The organism is Phascolarctobacterium faecium (genome assembly GCF_003945365.1).
GTDB lineage: Bacteria > Bacillota > Negativicutes > Acidaminococcales > Acidaminococcaceae > Phascolarctobacterium > Phascolarctobacterium faecium.
Genome location: NZ_AP019004.1, coordinates 426,398 through 447,529, shown reverse-complemented (window position 1 = coordinate 447,529; position 21,132 = coordinate 426,398). Strand labels below are relative to the sequence as shown.

Here is a 21,132-nt window from a genome sequence, read left to right as displayed (position 1 = left end):
TTAATATAGCAATAATAAAAAAGATGGAGGTCTGTATAACATGATTTTTACCTGTAAAACAACTAACCTTAACAAAGCAATCCAAACAGTTCAAAGAGCTATTTCTTCCAAACCTAGTACTCCTATCTTTTCCGGAATCCATTTAATTGCAGATAATAACATTTTAGAGATCCATGCAATGGATCTGAATATGGCTATAGCTTGCAGTATAGAAGCGGAAATACAGGAAAAAGGAGAAATAGTTGTTTCAGCAAAGCATTTTTCAGAATTGATGCGTAAGCTTCCTGGCGAAAATGTTACCATCGTAAAAAATAAAGAAGAAAAAACTATCAATGTTCAATCCGATAAATCTGATTTTCAGCTCTTACTGATGAATGAAGATGATTATCCAAAATTTCCAGAATTTAATGCTGATAAACAAATAGTTTTAGAAGATGAAAAAATCAAGGAACTTATTAAAAAAACTATTTTTGCCTGCTCTACAGACGAAGCAAGACCTTTGTTCACAGGTATTTTAGTGGAACTCCAGGATGGTAAGATAACTTTTGTAGGTACTAATACTCACCGTTTATCAATCAAAACTATGGAACAGGAAAGCAGCGAAGCTATGTCAATGATTATTCCTTCCAGAGTTTTAAGTGAAATTGCTCGTAATTTAACAAGTGAGTTACCTCAGGAAGTAAAACTTTCTTTATTAAATAATCAAATCATGGTACAGATCGATAAAGTGGTAATTGTTTCCCGCTTAATCGAAGGAAAATTCCCTGATTATCGTAGAGTTATTCCTCCTGCTTTTAACATTAAAACTCTATTCAATGTTAAAGAACTGGCCGGAGCTGTAGAACGCGTTGCTTTATTTTCCAGTGATGGTGATTACAGTATTATCAAAGTAAGTGTCGGAAATAATGAAATCGTTGTAAGCTCAAGCAGTCCAGACGTTGGTAAGGGACGTGAAGTAATCGAATGTCAAACTCAGGGCGAAACGATCAATGTAGCTTTTAATTCTAAATATATCATTGATATTTTAAAAAATCTTACTGATGAACAGGCTACGATGGAGTTAAATACTTCTCTGAGTCCTGTTTGCATTAAACCGATTGCTGAAAGTAATTATATTTATATCGTTACTCCTGTCAGAGTCGTATTTTAAGCGAGAAGGTAAAAAATGGAAAAAATAACTGTCGGTATCACTACTAAATTTATTACGATCTCTAATCTTTTGAAATATGCAGGAGTTTTAGAGACCGGAGGACAGGCGCATGAGGCTATTGAAGCGGGAGTAGTTACGTTGAATGGTGTTATAGTTACGGAAAAACGCAAGAAAGTTTTTCCGCAGGATACTGTTGTTTTAGATCAGCAAGTAGAAATAAAAGTTATAACGGAATAATTTATGAAAGTAAAAAGAATCTATGCAGTTAACTTTAGAAATTATAAAGAATGCTGTTTGGAAATTACTTCAATGGTCAATATCTTTTATGGGCAGAATGCCCAGGGAAAAACAAATCTTTTAGAAGCGATGTTTTATGCTGCCTTTGGAATGTCACATCGTACTGCCCAGGAAGATGATATGCAGCGTCTGGATACAAATCAGTTAGCTGTTTGTATTAATTTTGAAGATTTACATGGGGTAAATGATGTTAAAATAAAAAGACAGCAGCTCGATGGTAAGAATAAAAAAGAATTGTTTTTGAACGATGTAAAGGTTCGGCCCAAGGAACATTACGGAACTTTAAATATGGTGATGTTTTCACCTGAGGATCTGCAGCTTATCAAAGGTGAGCCCGCTTTACGCAGACGTTTTTTTGATATGCAGATCTCACAGACTGATAAAGCTTATTATGATCTGTTGATAAAATATAATCGTATTTTACAGCAGCGCAACAGGCTTCTTAAAGATATCCGTGATAATAATGCCAGTATTGAGCTTTTATTGACCTGGGATCAGGAATTTGTGCTGACTGCGGCCAGAATAGCTGTAAAAAGGATGGCCGCTTTGCAGAAATTAAAAAATATAGCTAAAGATATTTATGCTGCTTTAACTGGTGAATTGGAAACATTAACTGTTTTTTATGAACTTAAAGCTAATAATGGCGAGCTTCTTTATCCTGATGAAGCTATCTGTTGGGAAGATTTCTATCGCAGTAAGCTGTCTGAACGGCAGCAGGTAGATATTTTAAGAGGCAGTACGGGTATAGGACCTCATCGTGATGATCTGTTATTTAAAGTAAATGACAGAATTTTGAAAGCTTTTGGTTCACAGGGGCAGCAGCGCAGTGCTGCTTTAGCCTTAAAACTGGCACAGCTTGAATATGTCCGCCAGGAAATAGATGAGTTTCCTGTATTACTGTTGGATGATGTAATGAGTGAACTTGATGATCAAAGACGTTGTCAGCTATTAAAATTTATTGATGGTAAAGTTCAAACTTTTATTACGGTAAACGATAAAGCTTTGATTCCGGATTTGAGCGGAAATGCGTATTTCAGGATTATTGAAGGCAGAATCGCAGAGGGATAAAAATGGAAGGTATAGAAAGAGTACTTTTAAAAATGCTTCCTAATCAGGAAGGTCGTAATAAATATTTTATTTTTTCTATGCAGAGTAAATGGGAACAGATCTGTGGTGCTAACGTAGCTAAGCATTCAAAACCAGTACGTTTGGAACGCAAAGTTTTATATATAAATACGGATAGCTCTGTTTGGGCTAATCATCTTTTGATGATGAAACAGCAGTTTATTAATAATATAAATCGTGTTATGACTAATGACCCTGTCAAGGATATAAAATTTTTCACAGGCTCTATTGAAAATTTTTTGCAGCTTCCGAAAGAAGAACAGGAAGTGAAATTAAATTTTAAACCTTTGACGGAATCAGAGAAAATTTTTATTAGACAGGCACTGGTAAATATTAATAATCAGGAATTGCAGAAAAAGCTTGCTCATTTCAGGAAAGTTTGTCTGCAAAGAAAAAAAGCATTACTTATCGAAAACAATGATATGAAATGTAAATATTGTGGTGCTGCGTTAATTGAAAAAAATGATCTTTGCCGCGTCTGCCAGCGTTATGAAAAAGAGAAATTGAGAACAGAAATAGTATCTATTTTGACATCTGAACCTTGGCTGAATTACAATGACTGTCAAAAATATGTCAAATGTGATAAAATGTTATTCGATAGTGTAAAAAATTCTTTGAAACAGTATTATTATGCTAAGGTTTATAATAATCAGTCTGATATCAGAGAAGAAATGACGGCTGTGATGTTAAAAACAGGGATGCAGCCTGATAAAATCAGTGAACAGCTTGCACAAAATATTATTAAAGGATTGCGGAGGAAATATTAATATGTATCTGCATCTTGGTGCCGACTGCATGATAAAAAATACGGATATTATAGCTATTTTTAATATTCGTGATCAACAGTCGGAAATTTATGATAATTATATTTCTGTGAATAAGGATAAATATAAAATTATTGATTTATCGGAAAATGGTGAGTGTTCAAGCTGTATTTTAACAACTGATACTTTGTATTTATCGGGAATTTCCGCTCTGACTTTAAAACGAAGGGCTGAAGAAGATTTTGGCAGTGATGCCATTTATAAAAGTTTTTGATCGTTGAAGGAAAGTATTAAATATACTTGAATTATAGGAATGTGGAGGTTACTATGTCTAATTTGGAAGAAGCAACTGAGGTTAAGGGACAATATGGTGCCGGACAGATTCAGGTCCTGGAAGGTCTGGAAGCTGTACGTAAAAGACCAAGTATGTATATTGGCAGTATTTCTGCCCGTGGTTTGCATCATTTGGTGTATGAAACAGTTGATAATAGTATAGACGAAGCCTTAGCAGGTTATTGCGATGCTATTGATGTGACTATCCATAGCGATAATAGCATTACTGTACGTGATAATGGTCGTGGTATTCCTGTAGAAATGCATAAAGTTGGCAAGCCTGCTGTAGAAGTAGTTATGACTATCCTGCATGCCGGCGGCAAGTTTGGTGACGGAGGCTACAAGGTTTCCGGAGGTCTGCATGGCGTAGGTGTATCCTGTGTTAATGCGCTTAGCGAGCATATGGAGGTTGAGGTACGTCGTAGCGGTAAAATTTATGGAATTGAGTTTTCCCGTGGTAAAACAGTTGTGCCGCTTTATGAAAAGGGTACTACTGAAGAAACAGGTACTACTGTACATTTTAAACCTGATCCGACGATTTTTACGGAACTTATCTACAGTTATGAAACCCTGCGTTTAAGAATACGTGAACTGGCTTTTTTAAATAAAGGCATCCGTATTAATCTCAATGATGAACGTACTGGAAAACAGGAAAGCTTTCATTACGAAGGCGGTATCATTGAATTTGTAAAGTATGTAAATGAAAATAAGGATAAGCTCCATGATGATCCTATCTACATCGAAGGTATCAAAGATACTAATATTGTTGAAGTAGCTCTGCAGTACTGCGATACTTATACTGAAAATCTATTTACTTTTGTCAATAATATCAATACTGAAGAAGGCGGCACACATTTAAGCGGTTTTAAACAGGCAATGACGCGTACTATCAATGATTATGCCCGTAAAATCGGTGCTTTGAAAGACGGAGAAGAAAACCTCAGCGGTGATGATGTCCGTGAAGGTATGACTGCAGTTATCAGTATTAAGATTCAGGAGCCTCAGTTTGAAGGTCAGACTAAAACTAAGCTTGGAAACAGTGAAATTCGTCCGATCGTTGATAATCTAGTCAGCGAAGGTTTAGGAGAATTTTTTGAAGAAAATCCTGTTATTGCCAAGAGGATTGTAGAAAAATCAATTCTTTCCGCCAGGGCACGTATGGCAGCACGTAAAGCACGTGAATTAACAAGGCGTAAAAGCGCTTTGGAAATCAGCAGTCTGCCTGGTAAATTAGCCGATTGTCAGAGTAAGGATGCTTCAGAAACAGAGATTTATCTTGTCGAAGGTGATTCTGCAGGCGGCAGTGCCAAACAGGGACGTGATCGTCGTTTTCAGGCTATTCTGCCTTTGCGCGGCAAGATTTTGAATGTTGAAAAAGCAAGATTGGATAAAATTTTAAGCAGTGACGAAATCAGAAATATGATTACTGCCTTTGGCTGTGGTATTGGTGAAGATTTTGATCTGGAAAAAGCGCGTTACGGTAAAATTATTATCATGACAGATGCCGATGTCGACGGAGCTCATATCAGAACTCTGCTGTTGACTTTCTTTTATCGTTATATGCAGCCTTTGATCAAAGAAGGACATGTATTTATCGCTCAGCCGCCTTTATATCTGGTCCGCAAAGGTCAGAAGCATTTATATGCTTACAGCGATGATGAACTGCAGACTGTTTTGGATGAAGTTGGTCGTGACAGCAATCCCTATATCCAGCGTTATAAAGGTTTAGGTGAAATGAATCCGGAGCAGTTATGGGAAACAACTATGAATCCTGACGGAAGAACGATTTTACAGGTACATTTGGAGGATGCTGCTGAAGCAGACGCAATTTTCTCCATATTGATGGGTGATAAAGTAGAACCACGGCGTCAATTTATTGAGGCTAATGCCGGTAAAGTAAGAAATCTGGACCTGTAATTACGGAGGTCATTATGAAAATCAAAAAAAATCTTTCTGATGAAGAAATGTTTAAAGGCTATGTAGAAAAAGAAAGCTTTGAAAATGCTTTTGATGCTGATGAAAAAATAGTTTCTTCTAAAATGAAAAATAAAGCCGCAGCAGCGAAAGAATTATTATTACCTGCTGAAGCTCAAGAAAAATTAAATCAGTATTTGCTGGAAATAAGCATGGATTGGTTTAAAAATGGTAATGGTGACGTTGTCTGGAAAATTTATAAGGAACAGGGACAAATCATAATTAAACCTGCACCTGCTAAAAAGAAGGATTTAAGGTAATGGAGAATTGGAAGCTACTTTTGCCTCAGGGAGAGCTGGAAATAAAAACTTCCAGGCAGGGTTCTTCTACAGCTTTATTATTGGCCGGAGGTAGAAAGCCTGCGTCCGAATGGCTGGTGCAAATAGCTGCATCTAAAGATATTTACTGTGCTGATAAAGGGATCGAATGCTGCTGTGAAAATAATTTAAAACCTGTTTGGTTATGCGGCGATGCTGATAGTGCGGCAAAAGACTGCTGGGAGAAAGCACAGCTTTCGGGAGTAAAAATACTTCTGCATGATCCTCTGAAAGATGATACAGACTTACAGCTTTTACTGGCAGCTATGCCGGATGCTGTAAATATTGTTGCCAGCGGTATTTGGGGCGGCAGATTTGATCATTTGTACAGTAATGTTTTTTCTTTGCTGAATTATAAAATTCAACGTGATGTGCAGGTTGTTATGGCTGATGAACAGGAAATTTTATTACTGCTCCAAAAGGATGAAAGTTTGATTTTCAAACCTTTCAGTCCTGAAAATATAGAAGCTTTGTCGTTGCTGCCATTAACAGATTGCAATGAAGTTACTTTGCAGGGCGTTCAATGGAATTTGGAGTATGCGCCACTGCTTTCAGCTCATCCTTATGCTATCAGTAATATGGTTGAACAGGAAAAAGTGGTTTTTACCTGTAATCAGGGTCGCGTAGGTTTTTATCTTAAATATAAACTTTAAGCTTGGTGATGGGTGAGGGGAAAATTTTGGAAATTTTAGATCCAAGTACGATTGCTTTTTTATTGTTAGCAGGATTTATAGCCGCATTTATCGATTCAACTGTTGGCGGAGGCGGTTTAATTTCTACGCCGGCATTACTGGCCCTAGGGTTGCCTGTAAATTTTGCTTTGGGAACTAATAAGCTGGCTGCTTCTATGGGCGGTTTGATGAGTGTTTTTTCTTTTTGGCGTGCAGGAAAGATCAATCAAAAGGTTGCCATAAGTCTGATGCCGCTTTCTTTTCTCGGATCGGCTTTAGGTGCTTATGTAGTTTATCTTCTGCCGGAACAGCTGATGAAAAATGTGATCGTTGTCCTTTTAGTCGCAGTTGCTGTTTACACCTACCGTCGTAAAGACTGGGGCGATGTATCGGCAGTTAAACAATTGGGATTGGCAGCCTTGCTTGGGTCTGTAGTAATGGCCTTTGGTATTGGCTTTTATGATGGTTTTTTTGGTCCGGGAACAGGTTCGTTCCTGATTTTTGGATTTTTATTTTTGGGTTATGATTTTGTAACGGCAGCCGGTAATGCTAAGGCCCTGAATTTTGCCAGTGGTATCGGAGCGCTGTTGTCTTTTACTTTAAGTGGTTCAGTTTTGTGGACTTATGGTCTTTTGATGGGCTTTGCCATGGTGATAGGTGCTTATTTTGGTTCCCGTATGGCTATCAGGCATGGTGCTTCTTATGTTAAACCGCTTTATTTGATCGTAACCACGCTTTTAATAGGCAAGCAGGTTTATGAATTGTTGTTTAAGTAATTATGAGATGTTGAGGTGATATTGTGGATTTAGAGACAGGTACTGGTAAAGTTTTACCGGTCTACATTGAAGAAGAAATGCAAAAATCCTATATCGATTACGCAATGAGCGTTATCGTGCAGCGTGCTTTGCCTGATGTACGTGACGGTTTAAAACCGGTACACCGCAGAATTTTATATGCAATGCAGGAAGCCGGTATGGCATCCAACAAGCCTTATAAAAAATCTGCCCGTATCGTTGGTGAAGTTCTCGGTAAATATCATCCTCACGGTGATATTTCCGTTTATGATGCCATAGTACGTTTGGCACAGAATTTTTCGACACGCTATCTGATGGTAGACGGTCATGGCAACTTCGGCAGTGTCGACGGTGACTCGGCTGCTGCTATGCGTTATACGGAAGTGCGTATGGCCAAGGTTGCTGAAGTTATGCTGGAAGATATTGAAAAAGAAACTGTTGATTTTGTGCCTAACTATGATGAATCGCTGAAAGAACCAAGCGTTTTACCGGCGAAGGTACCTGCTCTTCTCATTAATGGCAGTGCCGGCATTGCTGTAGGCATGGCCACCAATATCCCACCGCATAATCTGAGTGAAGTAGTTGACGGATTGATTATGCTGATCGACAATTCTGATATAGAAATACCGGAATTGATGACAGCAATCAAGGGTCCTGATTTTCCTACCGGAGCTACGATCCTTGGTACCGAAGGCATCCGCAGCGCTTATACTACCGGCCGTGGTATAGTAAAAATCCGCGCACAGGCAGAAATAGAACCCATGCAGAAGGGCAAGCACCGCATCGTTGTTACGGAAATTCCTTATCAGGTCAATAAAGCCCGTCTGATCGAAAGTATTGCTCAATTAGTTAAAGACGGTGTGATCGAAGGCATTACTGATTTGCGTGATGAATCTGACCGCCGTGGTATGCGTATCGTTGTCGAATTAAGAAATGACGTTGTTCCTGATGTTATTTTAAATCAATTATATAAACATACCAAATTACAGGATTCTTTCGGTATTATCATGCTGGCTTTGGTTGACGGACATCCTCGGGTTTTAAATCTGAAAGAAATCCTTGTCCACTATCTGAACCATCAAAAAGAAGTTATCACCCGTCGTACAAGATATGAATTAGGTAAAGCCAAAGACCGCGCGCATATCTTGGAAGGTTTGAAAATAGCCCTGGATAATCTGGATGCAGTTATCAATACTATCCGCAGCAGTGCTAATGCAGATATTGCTAAAACTGCGTTAGTAGAAAAATTTACTTTAAGCCTGCGTCAGGCTCAGGCTATTTTGGATATGCGTCTGCAGCGTTTAACAGGTTTGGAACGTAAAAAAATCGACGATGAATATATCGACGTTATGGAAACGATTGATTGGTTGGAGAGCGTTTTGGCAGATGAGCAAAAAGTCCTCAATATTATTAAAGAAGATCTGTTGGAAATGAAAAAAAAATTCGGCGACGCACGTCGTACGATTCTTTCACATGATACTTCTTCCATGGATATGGAAGATTTGATCGCTGAAGAAGATATTGTCATAACGATCAGCCATCAGGGTTATATCAAACGTCAGACTCTTGATAATTTCCGTAATCAAAAACGCGGCGGTGTCGGCAAAACCGGTGGCAGCGGTAAGAAAAATGACGATTGTGCAGAGCATTTGTTCCTGTCGACAACTCATCATAATATTCTTTTCTTTACCAATAAAGGTCGTGTTTATCGGCAAAAAGGCTATGAAATTCCCGAAGCTGGACGTACAGCTAAGGGAACGGCGATTATCAATCTGCTGCCTATTGAGCAGGGAGAAAAGATTACAGCAGTTATCCCGGTGAAAGAGTTTAAGACAGAGCAGTATATGTTTATGGCTACAGATAAAGGGACAGTCAAAAAGACCAATCTGGAAGATTTTAACAGTGCACGTAAGGTTGGATTGATTGCTATTACTCTGGATGAAAATGAACAGCTTATTGGTGTAGAATTGACTGATGGCAATTCAGAAATCATTCTGGCTACCAGAAACGGTATTGCGATCCGTTTTGATGAACAGGATGTGCGTCCCATGGGACGTACTGCTCACGGTGTACGCGGTATTCAGCTGAATTATGGTGATGAAGTTGTTGCTATGGACAGCGTGACCAGTGAAAACAGTGAAGTATTGACTGCGACTGAGCAGGGACTTGGTAAACGCACCTCTGTCAGCGAGTATCGCAAACAGACTCGTGGTGGTAAGGGCGTAATAAATATCAAAGTAAATGAAAAGACAGGCATTGTGATTGGAATGAAGGTTATTACTCCGGGGCAGGAGATTATGATGATAACTGCTGCCGGCATCATTATCCGTATTGACGTCGAAGGCATTTCCCAATTTGGACGTAATGCTCAGGGCGTTAAACTGATGACATTGAATGATGATGATAAAGTAGTTTCTTTGGCTGCCGTTCAGCAGGCTGAAGATGACGTTACAGAAGAAGTAATAACAGATGATGTGCAGACGGAAACAGTCGATGTTTCTGATGAGATCATAGAAACATCCCAGGCTACAGAAGAATAAAATAAAAAAGCCCTGCTCAGCAGGGCTTTTTCTTTTTTGTATAAATTTTACCAGCCGATACCGATACCGCCGCGATGTCGCCGGCCGATACCGATTCCGATACCAACATTTACACCGTCATCATAAACAGTGCTGCCGCGGGGGATTTTCATAAACCAGAACTTATGAATATTTGCCTTTATGTTTTCAGCGCCGGCATCAGAATCATCTTTACCACCCATATAACGGCTGTTATCATAAAGACGGCCTGATTTTTCCAGATCCTTTACTACATCAAAAGCCAGGGTGAAAGTCTGCTCACTGGCTGTCAGTAAATAAAGCACTTTGTTAGTAGGAAGATTTTTTAACAGTTCTTTACGGACTGCTTTTTTATCTTTAAAATCGGGATAGACCTTGTAAGCATCTTCGTCTATCTTAACATAAGCAGCCGGATTATCATCAGCCTGCAAAAGCTCATCGACTTGCTGTTGGCTCAGAATTTTATCTGAGGCGGCAGAAGCTTTTTCCTCAGCCCAGGTTACAGCAGTAAAAAATGTCAGACAAAGCATGATAGTTAAGGTCAGATAAAGAATACGTTTCATTAGTTATCACCTGCTTTTCTTTTTAATTTTATTCTAATTTAATCGAATGAAGCTGTCAATTTTTCAAGAGAGACGATTGAAAACTATTTGTAAAAATTAAAGAAAATATGTTAAAATATACATATAGCTAAATTTTAGAAATGAGGTAACTATGAAAAGAATATTTTCTGCCGGCAGAGGTCTGGCTTTTATAGTTTTTATGACGGTTTTTTTGTTTACTGGCTGTGGCCAGAGTGCTGAACCTAAATCGGAAGTAAAAAATCCGACATTGCATGATGCGGCTGTAAAAATGGTTGCCGGTATGAGTTTAGAAGAAAAAATCGGACAAATGCTGCTGATCGGTATTGATGGTACGGAAATAGACGAGGGTGCGTTGAGCATGCTGCGAGATTATCATGTTGGCGGCGTGATTTTATTTGACCGCAATATGAATAATAAATATCAGGTTACAGGACTGAATGCTAACCTGCAGCGACTGAATAAAGAATATAATAAATTACCGCTTTATTTATGTGTTGACCAGGAAGGCGGGATGGTTGCCAGAATGAAGCAGGGGTTGACCGTTGCTCCTGCAGCAGCCAGAATAGCTGAACAGGGCACTCCTGAAGATGCACGTCGCTGGGCTTACCAGACAGCTATGGAATTGGAAACGATTGGTTTCAATGTAAATTTTGCTCCTGTTTTAGATATTGGTATTCCTTATGGAAGATCTTATGGGCACGATGCTGCGTCCGTGAGCAAGTTTACCGAAGCGGCCTGCCGTGGTTATGATCAGGCAGGAATTATTTACAGCTTGAAACATTTCCCCGGTATGGGAAAAAGTGAGGTCGATCCGCATACAGAACAATATCGGATTACAGCTTCTAAAGAGATTTTATTGCAGGAAGACACAATACCATTTAAAAATATTATCCAAAATTTTGACAACCAGGATTTTATGGTTATGGTAGGGCATTTGATTTATACAGGACTGGATACATTGCCGGCCAGTGTTTCACCTCAGGTAATCAATAATTTTCTGCGTAATGAGCTTGGTTTTCAGGGTATCATCATTACAGATGATATGGAAATGGGAGCTTTAACAAGTATGTATGGTTTTCGTGAAATGGGGGTTGCAGCAGTTCAGGCCGGAGTTGATGTTTTGCTGGTTTGTCATAATTATGAACATCAGCAGCAGGTTTATCAGGGTGTACTGGAAGCTGTAAAAACAAATAAATTGACAACAGCCGCTATTGATGCAGCAGCTGTAAGAATAGTGGAAAATAAAATGATTAAGTTATTAGATGCAGGCAAACAACAGGAATTGTTGCAGGACTTGCAGAAAGAGGCGCAGTAAAAGGAGTCGGAAGTGGGAAAAAACTTAGGAAAAATTATATTTTTAAATGCTGTAGGTTTAACAATATTTTTTAGCTGGTATTTACCTGCTGAACATGGTTTTTGGTTTACATTGGATAAAAGCATTTTCTATTACTTTAATGAACAGCTTCAACCTGAAAGCTCTTTTACGTATTTTGTCGGTCTGACTAATGTACGTCATTTCGATATAATTTCTTTAATGGCTATGTTGGCATTATATGGTTATTATTATTCTAAACAGGATCATTTAGGTAAACGAAAAATGTGGTTTATCGGTGTCACGATGCTGTTTTTTGCGGTAATATTAAATCAGCTGGGGCATTTGATTCCTGTACAGCGATGCAGTCCGACAGGATTTTTTGAAAATATTCATCGTGTCAGTAAAATGCTGGTTTTTAAAGCTAAGGATTATTCTGGCGACAGTTTTCCAGGCGATCATGGTCTGATGCTGATGATTTATGCCGGTTTCATGCTTAGATATTTTGGCAAAAAAGCTTTTGCCGTCAGCTGCATTATTTTAATAATTTTTATGCTGCCGCGTATTATGGCCGGAGCGCACTGGTTTACAGATATTGCTGTAGGTTCTTTAAGTATTTCTTTGGTTGGTTTGAGTTGGGTTTTACTGACGCCGGTGAGTGATAAATGTATAGATTTTTTAAATAAAATTTTTCCGGATAAAGCTGTAAAATAATTTTTAAAATATCCTGTCAAATTTGACAGGATATTTTTTTAGTGATAGGGACTTTAAAAGTCCCGTGGGTGACAAAAAATGAAATTTTTCTTGTAAAAACTATAAAGTAAGTTCTTTTTTTGTAAAGAATGTGATAAAATTACTAAGTATAACTTAGAATTTTTGTTTAGGATGTGAAATGATGGAATTTTTCAAAACAGCGGATGTCGTTGTTATCGGCGGCGGTATTGTTGGTACTGCAATTCTGCGTGAGTTGTCGAAGTATGATTTAAAATGCGTGCTTGTTGAAAAAGAACCGGACCTTGCTGCAGGTACTACGAAAGCTAATAGTGCTATTTTACATGCTGGTTTTGACGCGCCGACAGGCAGTTTAAAAGCAGTTACTAATGTACGCGGCAATAAATTATATCATGAGCTGCAAAAAGAATTAGGTCTGGATATTGAATGGACAGGTTCTCTTGTTGCTGCTACCAGTGAAGAAGAAATGCAGACTTTACAGGAATTATTGGAACGCGGTCAGAAAAACGGCGTTGAAGGCCTGCGTATTTTAAATAGAGAAGAAGTTTTAGCCAAAGAAAAAAATCTGACAACAGTTGTTGGCGCTTTATGGGCGCCGTCGGCAGGCGTTTGCTGGCCTTTTGCCATGGCTGTGGCTTTTGCGCAATGTGCAGTGCAGAATGGCGCTGAAGTAGTTACGGACTGCCGTGTAACTGGATTTATTAAGGAAGCTGGCAGAATTACGGCTGTAGAAACTTCAAAAGGTTTGATCAAGGCTGCTTGTGTCATAAATGCCGGTGGTGTTTATGCAGATGGTATCGCTCGTTTGGCTGGCGATGAAAGCTTCACTATTCATCCGCGCCGCGGCGAATATATTCTTTTTGATAAAACTGCTGCAGCCAGTTTGGTTAAAGGCGTTGTTTTCCCAACACCTAATAAAAAGTCTAAAGGTATACTGATCTGTACGACTACGCATGGCAATACATTTATCGGTCCTAATGCACAGGATATGGAGAATAAGGAAGATACTGCCGTTACTCTGACAGGGATGGACGAAATTATGAATTTTGCCAGAAAACTGATTCCAAATTTGCCGATGGGTGCTTCGATTACTGAATTTGCAGGGCTGCGTGCAGTTTCCGGCAGCGGAGATTTTGTCATCGGCGCTTCACCTGTAGCAGGTTTGTTTAATGCTGCAGGGATGCAATCGCCTGGACTGACAGCTGCTCCGGCAGTAGCCGAAATGATTGTTGAAGCTGTGTTGGCATATTGTCCGGCCGCTGTAAAAGCTGATTTTAAAGCTGTTTTACCGCAAAATCCTCTTTTTCATAGATTGTCACATGAGGAGCAGGCAAAGCTTATTGAAAAAAATAGATTGTATGGCCGTGTTATCTGTCGTTGTGAAACGGTCACGGAAGCGGAGATTATCGCTGCTATCAAAGCGCCCTGCGGAGCTAAAACAGTTGACGGTGTTAAACGCCGTACGCGTGCCGGTATGGGACGCTGTCAGGGCGGTTTCTGCGGTCCGCGCGTTACCCAGATCCTGGCACGGGAACTGGGTATACCCGTACCGGAAGTTTTGAAAGAACGTGCTGATTCTCATTTGTTTTATGAAAAAAACTCTGCAGATGAGGGGGAAGCATAAAAATGAAAAATTTATATGACGTAATTATTGTCGGCGGTGGTCCGGCTGGACTTTCTGCTGCTTATAGCGCTTGGCAGAATGGTGCTGAAAGTATTTTGGTTATTGAGCGTGACCGGGAATTAGGCGGCATTCTGCAGCAGTGCATTCATAATGGTTTTGGCTTGCATCATTTTAAAGAAGAGCTGACTGGACCCGGATATGCTTATCGTTGCATTGAAATGATCAAAGATAAACCGGAAATAGAAACCTTGGTTGATACGATGGTTTTGGAAGTTTTGCAGGACAAAACGGTAATTGCAGTCAGCCCTGAACATGGATTGCTGAAAATTGCAGGCAGAACCGTTATTCTGACTATGGGCTGCCGCGAACGTACACGCGGTGCGATCAGAATTCCGGGTGAACGGCCGGCAGGTGTTTTTACTGCCGGAGCGGCGCAGCGGATGGTCAATATGGAAGGTTATCTGCCTGGACATAAAATAGTAATTTTAGGCAGCGGTGATATTGGATTAATCATGGCGAGGAGAATGAGCCTGGAGGGCTGTAAAGTGCAGGCCGTTTTGGAAATCTGCCCGTTTTCCAATGGTTTGACCCGTAATATAGTGCAGTGTCTTGATGATTATGATATTCCTTTGTATCTTTCCCATACTATCACAAAGATCCACGGACGTGATCGCGTTACCGGTGTAACTGTAGCAAAGGTCAACGAAAAAATGCAGCCGATTGCCGGGACTGAATTTGATATTGAATGTGATACTTTACTGCTTTCTGTCGGCTTGATTCCGGAAAATGAACTATCGCGCAGTTTGGATTTAGAGATGCATCCTCTGACCAGCGGCCCTATCGTAGACCAACGCCGCCGTACCAGTCTTCCTGGTTTTTATGCTGCCGGCAATGTTGTACATGTACACGACCTGGTAGATTTTGTTTCGGAAGAAGCGGAAATAGCAGGTAAATTTGCAGCGTTAGATGCGCAGGAAAAATTGGATGGCGACTTGCGTACAGTAAATGTGATTACCTCGAACGGAGTACGTACATGTGTACCGCAAAGACTGTCTCTGCCCGAAAATGGTGAAAAAGCACGTTTATTTATGCGTGTTGCCAATCTGGAACGTAAAGTAAAATTAGAAGTAAAGAGCGGCGAAAATGTCATTTTGACAAAAATGCTGCCTGTTGCCAAGCCAAGTGAAATGATTGCTGTCGATATTCCAGCAGAAAAGACAGCGCTTATCGGAGAAACTTTGACTGTGGCATTGAACAAGGAGGCATAAAAATGGCTGTAGAAACTCGTATAATGAACTGTATCATGTGCCCTTTGGGTTGTGAGATGACTGTTACTATAGAAGACGGTGCGGTAACAAGTGTTACCGGTAATACCTGCCCCCGTGGTCCTAAATATGCCCATGATGAAGTAGTTGCCCCCAAGCGGATGCTGACAAGTACCGTACAGGTAAAAGGAGGACTTTTACCATTATTGCCCGTCGTATCTAAAACTACACTGCCTAAAGAACGTATTTTGGATTGTGCTGCGGCATTGCGCCAAATAGCCGTAAAGGCTCCGGTGACTGAAGGCCAGATTATTGTAGAAAATATTCTGGGATTGGGAGTAGATATTATTGCCAGCCGTTCGATGGAGGCACATCGGGAATAATAGTTTGGATTAAGTTGTTCGAATCCGGTTTTGCTGTAGAAGGCAAAGCCGGATTTTTATTTTTAGTGTGGCAGGATTTGTAAATTCAGTAAAAGGTAAACTATTATAGAAGCGTTTTTGGACGGCGGACAATGCAATAAACAGTTATTTTTTCAAAAAAATAACTGGGGAATGGCTTGTAGTCAAGCGGGAGACGTTGCCAACGCTGCCTGGTGTATCATGCAAAAATATAAAAAATGTTACAAAAAAGGTGTTGACAGAAGTAACGGGGAATGCTATTATATACAAGTCGCCGAAATGCGGCGGCAGGCAGAACCTTGAAAACTGAACAATAACCAAAAACGAATGTGCGGGCGAGCGTTTCTTGAAAGAGGAGCGTTTGCCAAGTCAAAAAATAATTTCTTAACAACAAATCGAAAGAGCCAATCGGCTTTCTCAATAAAACTTTATTGGAGAGTTTGATCCTGGCTCAGGACGAACGCTGGCGGCGTGCCTAACACATGCAAGTCGAACGGAGAATTTTATTTCGGTAGAATTCTTAGTGGCGAACGGGTGAGTAACGCGTAGGCAACCTGCCCTTTAGACGGGGACAACATTCCGAAAGGAGTGCTAATACCGGATGTGATCATCTTGCCGCATGGCAGGATGAAGAAAGATGGCCTCTACAAGTAAGCTATCGCTAAAGGATGGGCCTGCGTCTGATTAGCTAGTTGGTAGTGTAACGGACTACCAAGGCGATGATCAGTAGCCGGTCTGAGAGGATGAACGGCCACATTGGGACTGAGACACGGCCCAAACTCCTACGGGAGGCAGCAGTGGGGAATCTTCCGCAATGGACGAAAGTCTGACGGAGCAACGCCGCGTGAGTGATGAAGGATTTCGGTCTGTAAAGCTCTGTTGTTTATGACGAACGTGCAGTGTGTGAACAATGCATTGCAATGACGGTAGTAAACGAGGAAGCCACGGCTAACTACGTGCCAGCAGCCGCGGTAATACGTAGGTGGCGAGCGTTGTCCGGAATTATTGGGCGTAAAGAGCATGTAGGCGGCTTAATAAGTCGAGCGTGAAAATGCGGGGCTCAACCCCGTATGGCGCTGGAAACTGTTAGGCTTGAGTGCAGGAGAGGAAAGGGGAATTCCCAGTGTAGCGGTGAAATGCGTAGATATTGGGAGGAACACCAGTGGCGAAGGCGCCTTTCTGGACTGTGTCTGACGCTGAGATGCGAAAGCCAGGGTAGCGAACGGGATTAGATACCCCGGTAGTCCTGGCCGTAAACGATGGGTACTAGGTGTAGGAGGTATCGACCCCTTCTGTGCCGGAGTTAACGCAATAAGTACCCCGCCTGGGGAGTACGGCCGCAAGGTTGAAACTCAAAGGAATTGACGGGGGCCCGCACAAGCGGTGGAGTATGTGGTTTAATTCGACGCAACGCGAAGAACCTTACCAAGGCTTGACATTGATTGAACGCTCTAGAGATAGAGATTTCCCTTCGGGGACAAGAAAACAGGTGGTGCATGGCTGTCGTCAGCTCGTGTCGTGAGATGTTGGGTTAAGTCCCGCAACGAGCGCAACCCCTATCCTATGTTACCAGCAAGTAAAGTTGGGGACTCATGGGAGACTGCCAGGGACAACCTGGAGGAAGGCGGGGATGACGTCAAGTCATCATGCCCCTTATGTCTTGGGCTACACACGTACTACAATGGTCGGAAACAGAGGGAAGCGAAGCCGCGAGGCAGAGCAAACCCCAGAAACCCGATCTCAGTTCGGATCGCAGGCTGCAACCCGCCTGCGTGAAGTCGGAATCGCTAGTAATCGCAGGTCAGCATACTGCGGTGAATACGTTCCCGGGCCTTGTACACACCGCCCGTCACACCACGAAAGTTGGTAACACCCGAAGCCGGTGAGGTAACCTATTAGGAGCCAGCCGTCTAAGGTGGGGCCGATGATTGGGGTGAAGTCGTAACAAGGTAGCCGTATCGGAAGGTGCGGCTGGATCACCTCCTTTCTATGGAGACATGAGATAGTAAGATATCTCGTAGACTTCAAGTCGACGCACATTCGTTGGTTAATGTTTAGTTTTGAAGGCTTAGCCTTCTTTTTTGAACCTTGAAAACCATATAGAAGAGACAAACAGTTTATTATGAAAATGATGAGTGAGTAGTAATAGACATAAACCTCTAATCAAAATGCTATATTTGATGAGAGTTAACGAGAAAAAAGTCTAGGAACGTAAGTTTCTTAGCAGCTGAAAAGTCAAGCTACTAAGGGCATACGGTGGATGCCTAGGCGCCAAGAGCCGAAGAAGGACGCGGTAAGCTGCGAAAAGCCACGGGGAACTGCAAGCAAGTATTGATCCGTGGATATCCGAATGGGGAAACCCGGCCATCGTCATGGATGGTCACCCGCAAGGGAGGGAACCTGGGGAACTGAAACATCTAAGTACCCGGAGGAAGAGAAATCAAACGAGATGCCCACAGTAGCGGCGAGCGAAGAGGGCAGAGCCCAAACCGAGAAGCTCCGGCTTTTCGGGGTTGAGGACCGGCAGAATCGAAGTCAGGCCTAGTCGAATTACCTGGAAAGGTAAGCGAGAGAGGGTAAAAGCCCCGTAGACGAAAGGCAGAGCAGAGAGGCCGAGATCCAGAGTACCACGAAGCACGAGGAATTTTGTGGGAAGCAGGGGGGACCACCCTCCAAGGCTAAAAACTACTTGGCGACCGATAGCGCATAGTACCGTGAGGGAAAGGTGAAAAGAACCCCGGGAGGGGAGTGAAATAGTACCTGAAACCGTATGTCTACAAGCAGTCGAAGCGAAAGCGACGGCGTGCCTATTGAAGAATGAACCAACGAGTTATCTGCACTAGCGAGGTTAAGTGGAAGACACGGAGCCGCAGCGAAAGCGAGTCTTAAGAGGGCGCTAGTTAGTGTAGGTAGACCCGAAACCGCAGTGATCTACCCATGTCCAGGTTGAAGCGCAGGTAAAATTGCGTGGAGGACCGAACCGGTGAGCGTTGAAAAGCTTTCGGATGAGATGTGGGTAGGGGTGAAATTCCAATCGAACGCGGAGATAGCTGGTTCTCCCCGAAATAGCTTTAGGGCTAGCCTGAGGTAGTAAGTATAGGCGGTAGAGCACTGATCGGGCTAGGGGCCGTAAAGGTTACCGAACCCTGTCAAACTCCGAATGGATATACTGTAGAGCCTTGGAGTCAGACTACGAGTGATAAGATCCGTGGTCAAAAGGGAAACAGCCCAGACCACCAGCTAAGGTCCCCAATGTCGTACTAAGTGGAAAAGGATGTGGGGTTTCATAAACAACCAGGATGTTGGCTCAGAAGCAGCCACCATTTAAAGAGTGCGTAATAGCTCACTGGTCGAGAGACCCTGCGCCGAAGATTCCCGGGGCTAAAGTACGAAACCGAAGCTGTGGCTGTATACGTAAAGTATACGGGGTAGGGGAGCGTTCCCATAGGGTAGAAGTCGAACTGGAAGGTTCGGTGGACTTGTGGGAAGTGAGAATGTTGGTATGAGTAGCGAAAAGAAAGGTGAGAATCCTTTCCACCGAAAGCATAAGGATTCCTGAGCAACGATCGTCGTCTCAGGGTAAGTCGGGACCTAATCCGAGGCAGAGAGCGTAGGAGATGGACAACTGGTTGATATTCCAGTACCGGTAGTAATTGTTTGAGCAATGGAGTGACACAGAAGGGCAGGCAAGCATGCGAATGGAAGAGCATGTGTAAGCGTGTAGGGTGGTGCATAGGCAAATCCGTGCACTGAAAGCCTGAGGCGTGATGCGGAGTGAGCAGAGATGCGAGCGAAGTTGTTGACCCCACACTGTCGAGAAAAGCTTCTAGTGAGAGAGCTACCGCCCGTACCGTAAACCGACACAGGTATGCGGGGAGAGAATCCTAAGGTGCGCGGGAGAACCCTCGTTAAGGAACTCGGCAAAATGTACCCGTAACTTCGGGATAAGGGTAGCCACTGTTGTGAAGTCCCATGCGGATGGAGCATAGAGTGGTCGCAGAGAAGAGGCCCAAGCGACTGTTTACCATAAACACAGGTGCCTGCTAAAGCGAAAGCTGACGTATAGGTGCTGACACCTGCCCAGTGCCGGAAGGTTAAGGAAGGATGTTCGGATTAGTCCAAAGCATTCGACTGAAGCCCCGGTGAACGGCGGCCGTAACTATAACGGTCCTAAGGTAGCGAAATTCCTTGTCGGGTAAGTTCCGACCCGCACGAAAGGTGTAACGATTTGGGCACTGTCTCAACGAGGGACCCGGTGAAATTGAAATACCTGTGAAGATGCAGGTTACCCGCGACTGGACAGAAAGACCCCATGGAGCTTTACTGTAACCTGACATTGGGTTTTGATACATTACGTACAGGATAGGTGGGAGGCATGGAAAGCTGGACGCTAGTCTGGCTGGAGCCGACGTTGGGATACCACCCTTGATGTATTGAAATTCTAACCGCGAGAGTAACGAAATCCGGGACAGTGTCAGGCGGGCAGTTTGACTGGGGCGGTCGCCTCCGAAAGAGTAACGGAGGCGCCCAAAGGTTCCCTCAGCGCGGCCGGAAATCGCGCGAAGAGTGTAAAGGCAGAAGGGAGCTTGACTGCGAGTCAAACACGACGAGCAGGTACGAAAGTAGGGCTTAGTGATCCGGTGGTACCGAGTGGAAGGGCCATCGCTCAACGGATAAAAGCTACCCTGGGGATAACAGGCTAATCTCTCCCAAGAGTCCATATCGACGGGGAGGTTTGGCACCTCGATGTCGGCTCATCACATCCTGGGGCTGAAGTCGGTCCCAAGGGTTGGGCTGTTCGCCCATTAAAGTGGTACGTGAGCTGGGTTCAGAACGTCGTGAGACAGTTCGGTCCCTATCCATCGCGGGCGCAAGAGATTTGAAGGGGGCTGCTCCTAGTACGAGAGGACCGGAGTGGACGAACCGCTGGTGTACCAATTATCCCGCCAGGGGTACAGTTGGGTAGCTACGTTCGGAAAGGATAAACGCTGAAAGCATCTAAGCGTGAAACCAGCCTTAAGATGAGATCTCTCATAGAGCAATCTAGTAAGACACCTTAAAGAAGATGAGGTTGATAGGTCGGGAGTGTAAGTACAGCAATGTATTGAGCGGACCGATACTAATATGTCGAGGGCTTGACTTAAGTGATGCCCTGATTGTGACGAGCGCAAGCGAAGTCAGAATTAGAGGTGGCGGAACTTATATCGAAAAAGCGACCTGAGGGGAGCGTT

At 42.5% G+C, this 21,132-nt stretch carries 16 protein-coding genes and 2 rRNA genes; 17 read left to right on the top strand and 1 reads right to left on the bottom strand.

The genetic code is table 11. From position 1 onward, the window contains the following. The first annotated feature begins 40 nt into the window (after positions 1 to 40). From dnaN to gyrA, 10 genes are all read left to right on the top strand, one after another. Positions 41 to 1,150, top strand: coding sequence for a DNA polymerase III subunit beta (dnaN, locus tag PFJ30894_RS02170; RefSeq protein ID WP_125668907.1), 1,110 nt, complete (start codon positions 41 to 43; stop codon positions 1,148 to 1,150). A gap of 15 nt (positions 1,151 to 1,165) precedes the next feature. Further along, the gene (locus PFJ30894_RS02165) at positions 1,166 to 1,387 is read left to right on the top strand and encodes an RNA-binding S4 domain-containing protein (RefSeq protein WP_125668906.1); all 222 of its coding nucleotides are present in this window, start codon (positions 1,166 to 1,168) and stop codon (positions 1,385 to 1,387) included. A gap of 3 nt (positions 1,388 to 1,390) precedes the next feature. Then, the gene (gene recF / locus PFJ30894_RS02160) at positions 1,391 to 2,515 is read left to right on the top strand and encodes a DNA replication/repair protein RecF (protein WP_125668905.1); all 1,125 of its coding nucleotides are present in this window, start codon (positions 1,391 to 1,393) and stop codon (positions 2,513 to 2,515) included. A 2-nt stretch (positions 2,516 to 2,517) separates the two neighbouring features. Next, positions 2,518 to 3,339: a DUF721 domain-containing protein gene (locus PFJ30894_RS02155; protein ID WP_021718825.1), complete on the top strand. Its 822-nt coding sequence runs from the start codon at positions 2,518 to 2,520 to the stop codon at positions 3,337 to 3,339. A gap of 1 nt (position 3,340) precedes the next feature. Further along, a complete protein-coding gene (gene remB / locus PFJ30894_RS02150; RefSeq protein WP_046430430.1) occupies positions 3,341 to 3,610 on the top strand; it encodes an extracellular matrix regulator RemB in 270 nt (89 codons plus the stop codon). Between the two features lie 53 nt (positions 3,611 to 3,663). Continuing rightward, positions 3,664 to 5,586, top strand: coding sequence for a DNA topoisomerase (ATP-hydrolyzing) subunit B (gene gyrB, locus PFJ30894_RS02145; RefSeq protein ID WP_125668904.1), 1,923 nt, complete (start codon positions 3,664 to 3,666; stop codon positions 5,584 to 5,586). 14 nt (positions 5,587 to 5,600) lie between these two features. After that, positions 5,601 to 5,903, top strand: a complete 303-nt coding sequence (locus PFJ30894_RS02140) for a hypothetical protein (protein ID WP_113077629.1) — start codon at positions 5,601 to 5,603, stop codon at positions 5,901 to 5,903. Continuing rightward, a complete protein-coding gene (locus PFJ30894_RS02135; RefSeq protein ID WP_125668903.1) occupies positions 5,903 to 6,613 on the top strand; it encodes a thiamine diphosphokinase in 711 nt (236 codons plus the stop codon). The genes PFJ30894_RS02140 and PFJ30894_RS02135 overlap by 1 nt, the downstream gene beginning before the upstream one ends. Positions 6,614 to 6,639: 26 nt before the next feature. Next, the gene (locus PFJ30894_RS02130; RefSeq protein WP_197714969.1) at positions 6,640 to 7,407 is read left to right on the top strand and encodes a TSUP family transporter; all 768 of its coding nucleotides are present in this window, start codon (positions 6,640 to 6,642) and stop codon (positions 7,405 to 7,407) included. A gap of 77 nt (positions 7,408 to 7,484) precedes the next feature. Continuing rightward, on the top strand, positions 7,485 to 9,965 hold the full coding sequence (gene gyrA, locus PFJ30894_RS02125) for a DNA gyrase subunit A (RefSeq protein WP_125669917.1): 2,481 nt from the start codon (positions 7,485 to 7,487) through the stop codon (positions 9,963 to 9,965). A gap of 47 nt (positions 9,966 to 10,012) precedes the next feature. On the opposite strand, the gene PFJ30894_RS02120 is transcribed toward gyrA, so the two are convergent. Further along, a complete protein-coding gene (locus PFJ30894_RS02120; protein ID WP_021718832.1) occupies positions 10,013 to 10,546 on the bottom strand; it encodes a hypothetical protein in 534 nt (177 codons plus the stop codon). 151 nt (positions 10,547 to 10,697) lie between these two features. On the opposite strand from PFJ30894_RS02120, the gene nagZ reads away from it, so the two are divergent. From nagZ to PFJ30894_RS02085, 7 genes are all read left to right on the top strand, one after another. Continuing rightward, on the top strand, positions 10,698 to 11,882 hold the full coding sequence (gene nagZ / locus PFJ30894_RS02115; RefSeq protein ID WP_125668902.1) for a beta-N-acetylhexosaminidase: 1,185 nt from the start codon (positions 10,698 to 10,700) through the stop codon (positions 11,880 to 11,882). Positions 11,883 to 11,894: 12 nt separating this feature from the next. Further along, positions 11,895 to 12,593, top strand: a complete 699-nt coding sequence (locus PFJ30894_RS02110; protein WP_046430437.1) for a phosphatase PAP2 family protein — start codon at positions 11,895 to 11,897, stop codon at positions 12,591 to 12,593. Positions 12,594 to 12,771: 178 nt separating this feature from the next. After that, a complete protein-coding gene (locus tag PFJ30894_RS02105; protein WP_125668901.1) occupies positions 12,772 to 14,235 on the top strand; it encodes an NAD(P)/FAD-dependent oxidoreductase in 1,464 nt (487 codons plus the stop codon). A gap of 2 nt (positions 14,236 to 14,237) precedes the next feature. Next, a complete protein-coding gene (locus tag PFJ30894_RS02100; RefSeq protein ID WP_125668900.1) occupies positions 14,238 to 15,503 on the top strand; it encodes an NAD(P)/FAD-dependent oxidoreductase in 1,266 nt (421 codons plus the stop codon). A gap of 2 nt (positions 15,504 to 15,505) precedes the next feature. Continuing rightward, positions 15,506 to 15,883, top strand: a complete 378-nt coding sequence (locus tag PFJ30894_RS02095) for a DUF1667 domain-containing protein (protein ID WP_021718837.1) — start codon at positions 15,506 to 15,508, stop codon at positions 15,881 to 15,883. A 446-nt stretch (positions 15,884 to 16,329) separates the two neighbouring features. Beyond that, positions 16,330 to 17,888 (top strand): 16S ribosomal RNA (locus PFJ30894_RS02090). A gap of 246 nt (positions 17,889 to 18,134) precedes the next feature. After that, positions 18,135 to 21,044: ribosomal RNA gene (locus PFJ30894_RS02085) — 23S ribosomal RNA — on the top strand. Together the 16S and 23S rRNA genes form the textbook arrangement of a ribosomal RNA operon. Positions 21,045 to 21,132: the final 88 nt, after the last annotated feature.

Excerpts from the sequence above, each read along its gene's own strand:
- dnaN (WP_125668907.1), top strand. The coding sequence starts at position 41 with ATGATTTTTACCTGTAAAACAACTAACCTTAACAAAGCAATCCAAACA.
- PFJ30894_RS02165 (WP_125668906.1), top strand. The coding sequence starts at position 1,166 with ATGGAAAAAATAACTGTCGGTATCACTACTAAATTTATTACGATCTCT.
- recF (WP_125668905.1), top strand. The coding sequence starts at position 1,391 with ATGAAAGTAAAAAGAATCTATGCAGTTAACTTTAGAAATTATAAAGAA.
- PFJ30894_RS02155 (WP_021718825.1), top strand. The coding sequence starts at position 2,518 with ATGGAAGGTATAGAAAGAGTACTTTTAAAAATGCTTCCTAATCAGGAA.
- remB (WP_046430430.1), top strand. The coding sequence starts at position 3,341 with ATGTATCTGCATCTTGGTGCCGACTGCATGATAAAAAATACGGATATT.
- gyrB (WP_125668904.1), top strand. The coding sequence starts at position 3,664 with ATGTCTAATTTGGAAGAAGCAACTGAGGTTAAGGGACAATATGGTGCC.
- PFJ30894_RS02140 (WP_113077629.1), top strand. The coding sequence starts at position 5,601 with ATGAAAATCAAAAAAAATCTTTCTGATGAAGAAATGTTTAAAGGCTAT.
- PFJ30894_RS02135 (WP_125668903.1), top strand. The coding sequence starts at position 5,903 with ATGGAGAATTGGAAGCTACTTTTGCCTCAGGGAGAGCTGGAAATAAAA.
- gyrA (WP_125669917.1), top strand. The coding sequence starts at position 7,485 with ATGCAAAAATCCTATATCGATTACGCAATGAGCGTTATCGTGCAGCGT.
- PFJ30894_RS02120 (WP_021718832.1), bottom strand. The coding sequence starts at position 10,546 with ATGAAACGTATTCTTTATCTGACCTTAACTATCATGCTTTGTCTGACA.
- nagZ (WP_125668902.1), top strand. The coding sequence starts at position 10,698 with ATGAAAAGAATATTTTCTGCCGGCAGAGGTCTGGCTTTTATAGTTTTT.
- PFJ30894_RS02105 (WP_125668901.1), top strand. The coding sequence starts at position 12,772 with ATGATGGAATTTTTCAAAACAGCGGATGTCGTTGTTATCGGCGGCGGT.
- PFJ30894_RS02100 (WP_125668900.1), top strand. The coding sequence starts at position 14,238 with ATGAAAAATTTATATGACGTAATTATTGTCGGCGGTGGTCCGGCTGGA.
- PFJ30894_RS02095 (WP_021718837.1), top strand. The coding sequence starts at position 15,506 with ATGGCTGTAGAAACTCGTATAATGAACTGTATCATGTGCCCTTTGGGT.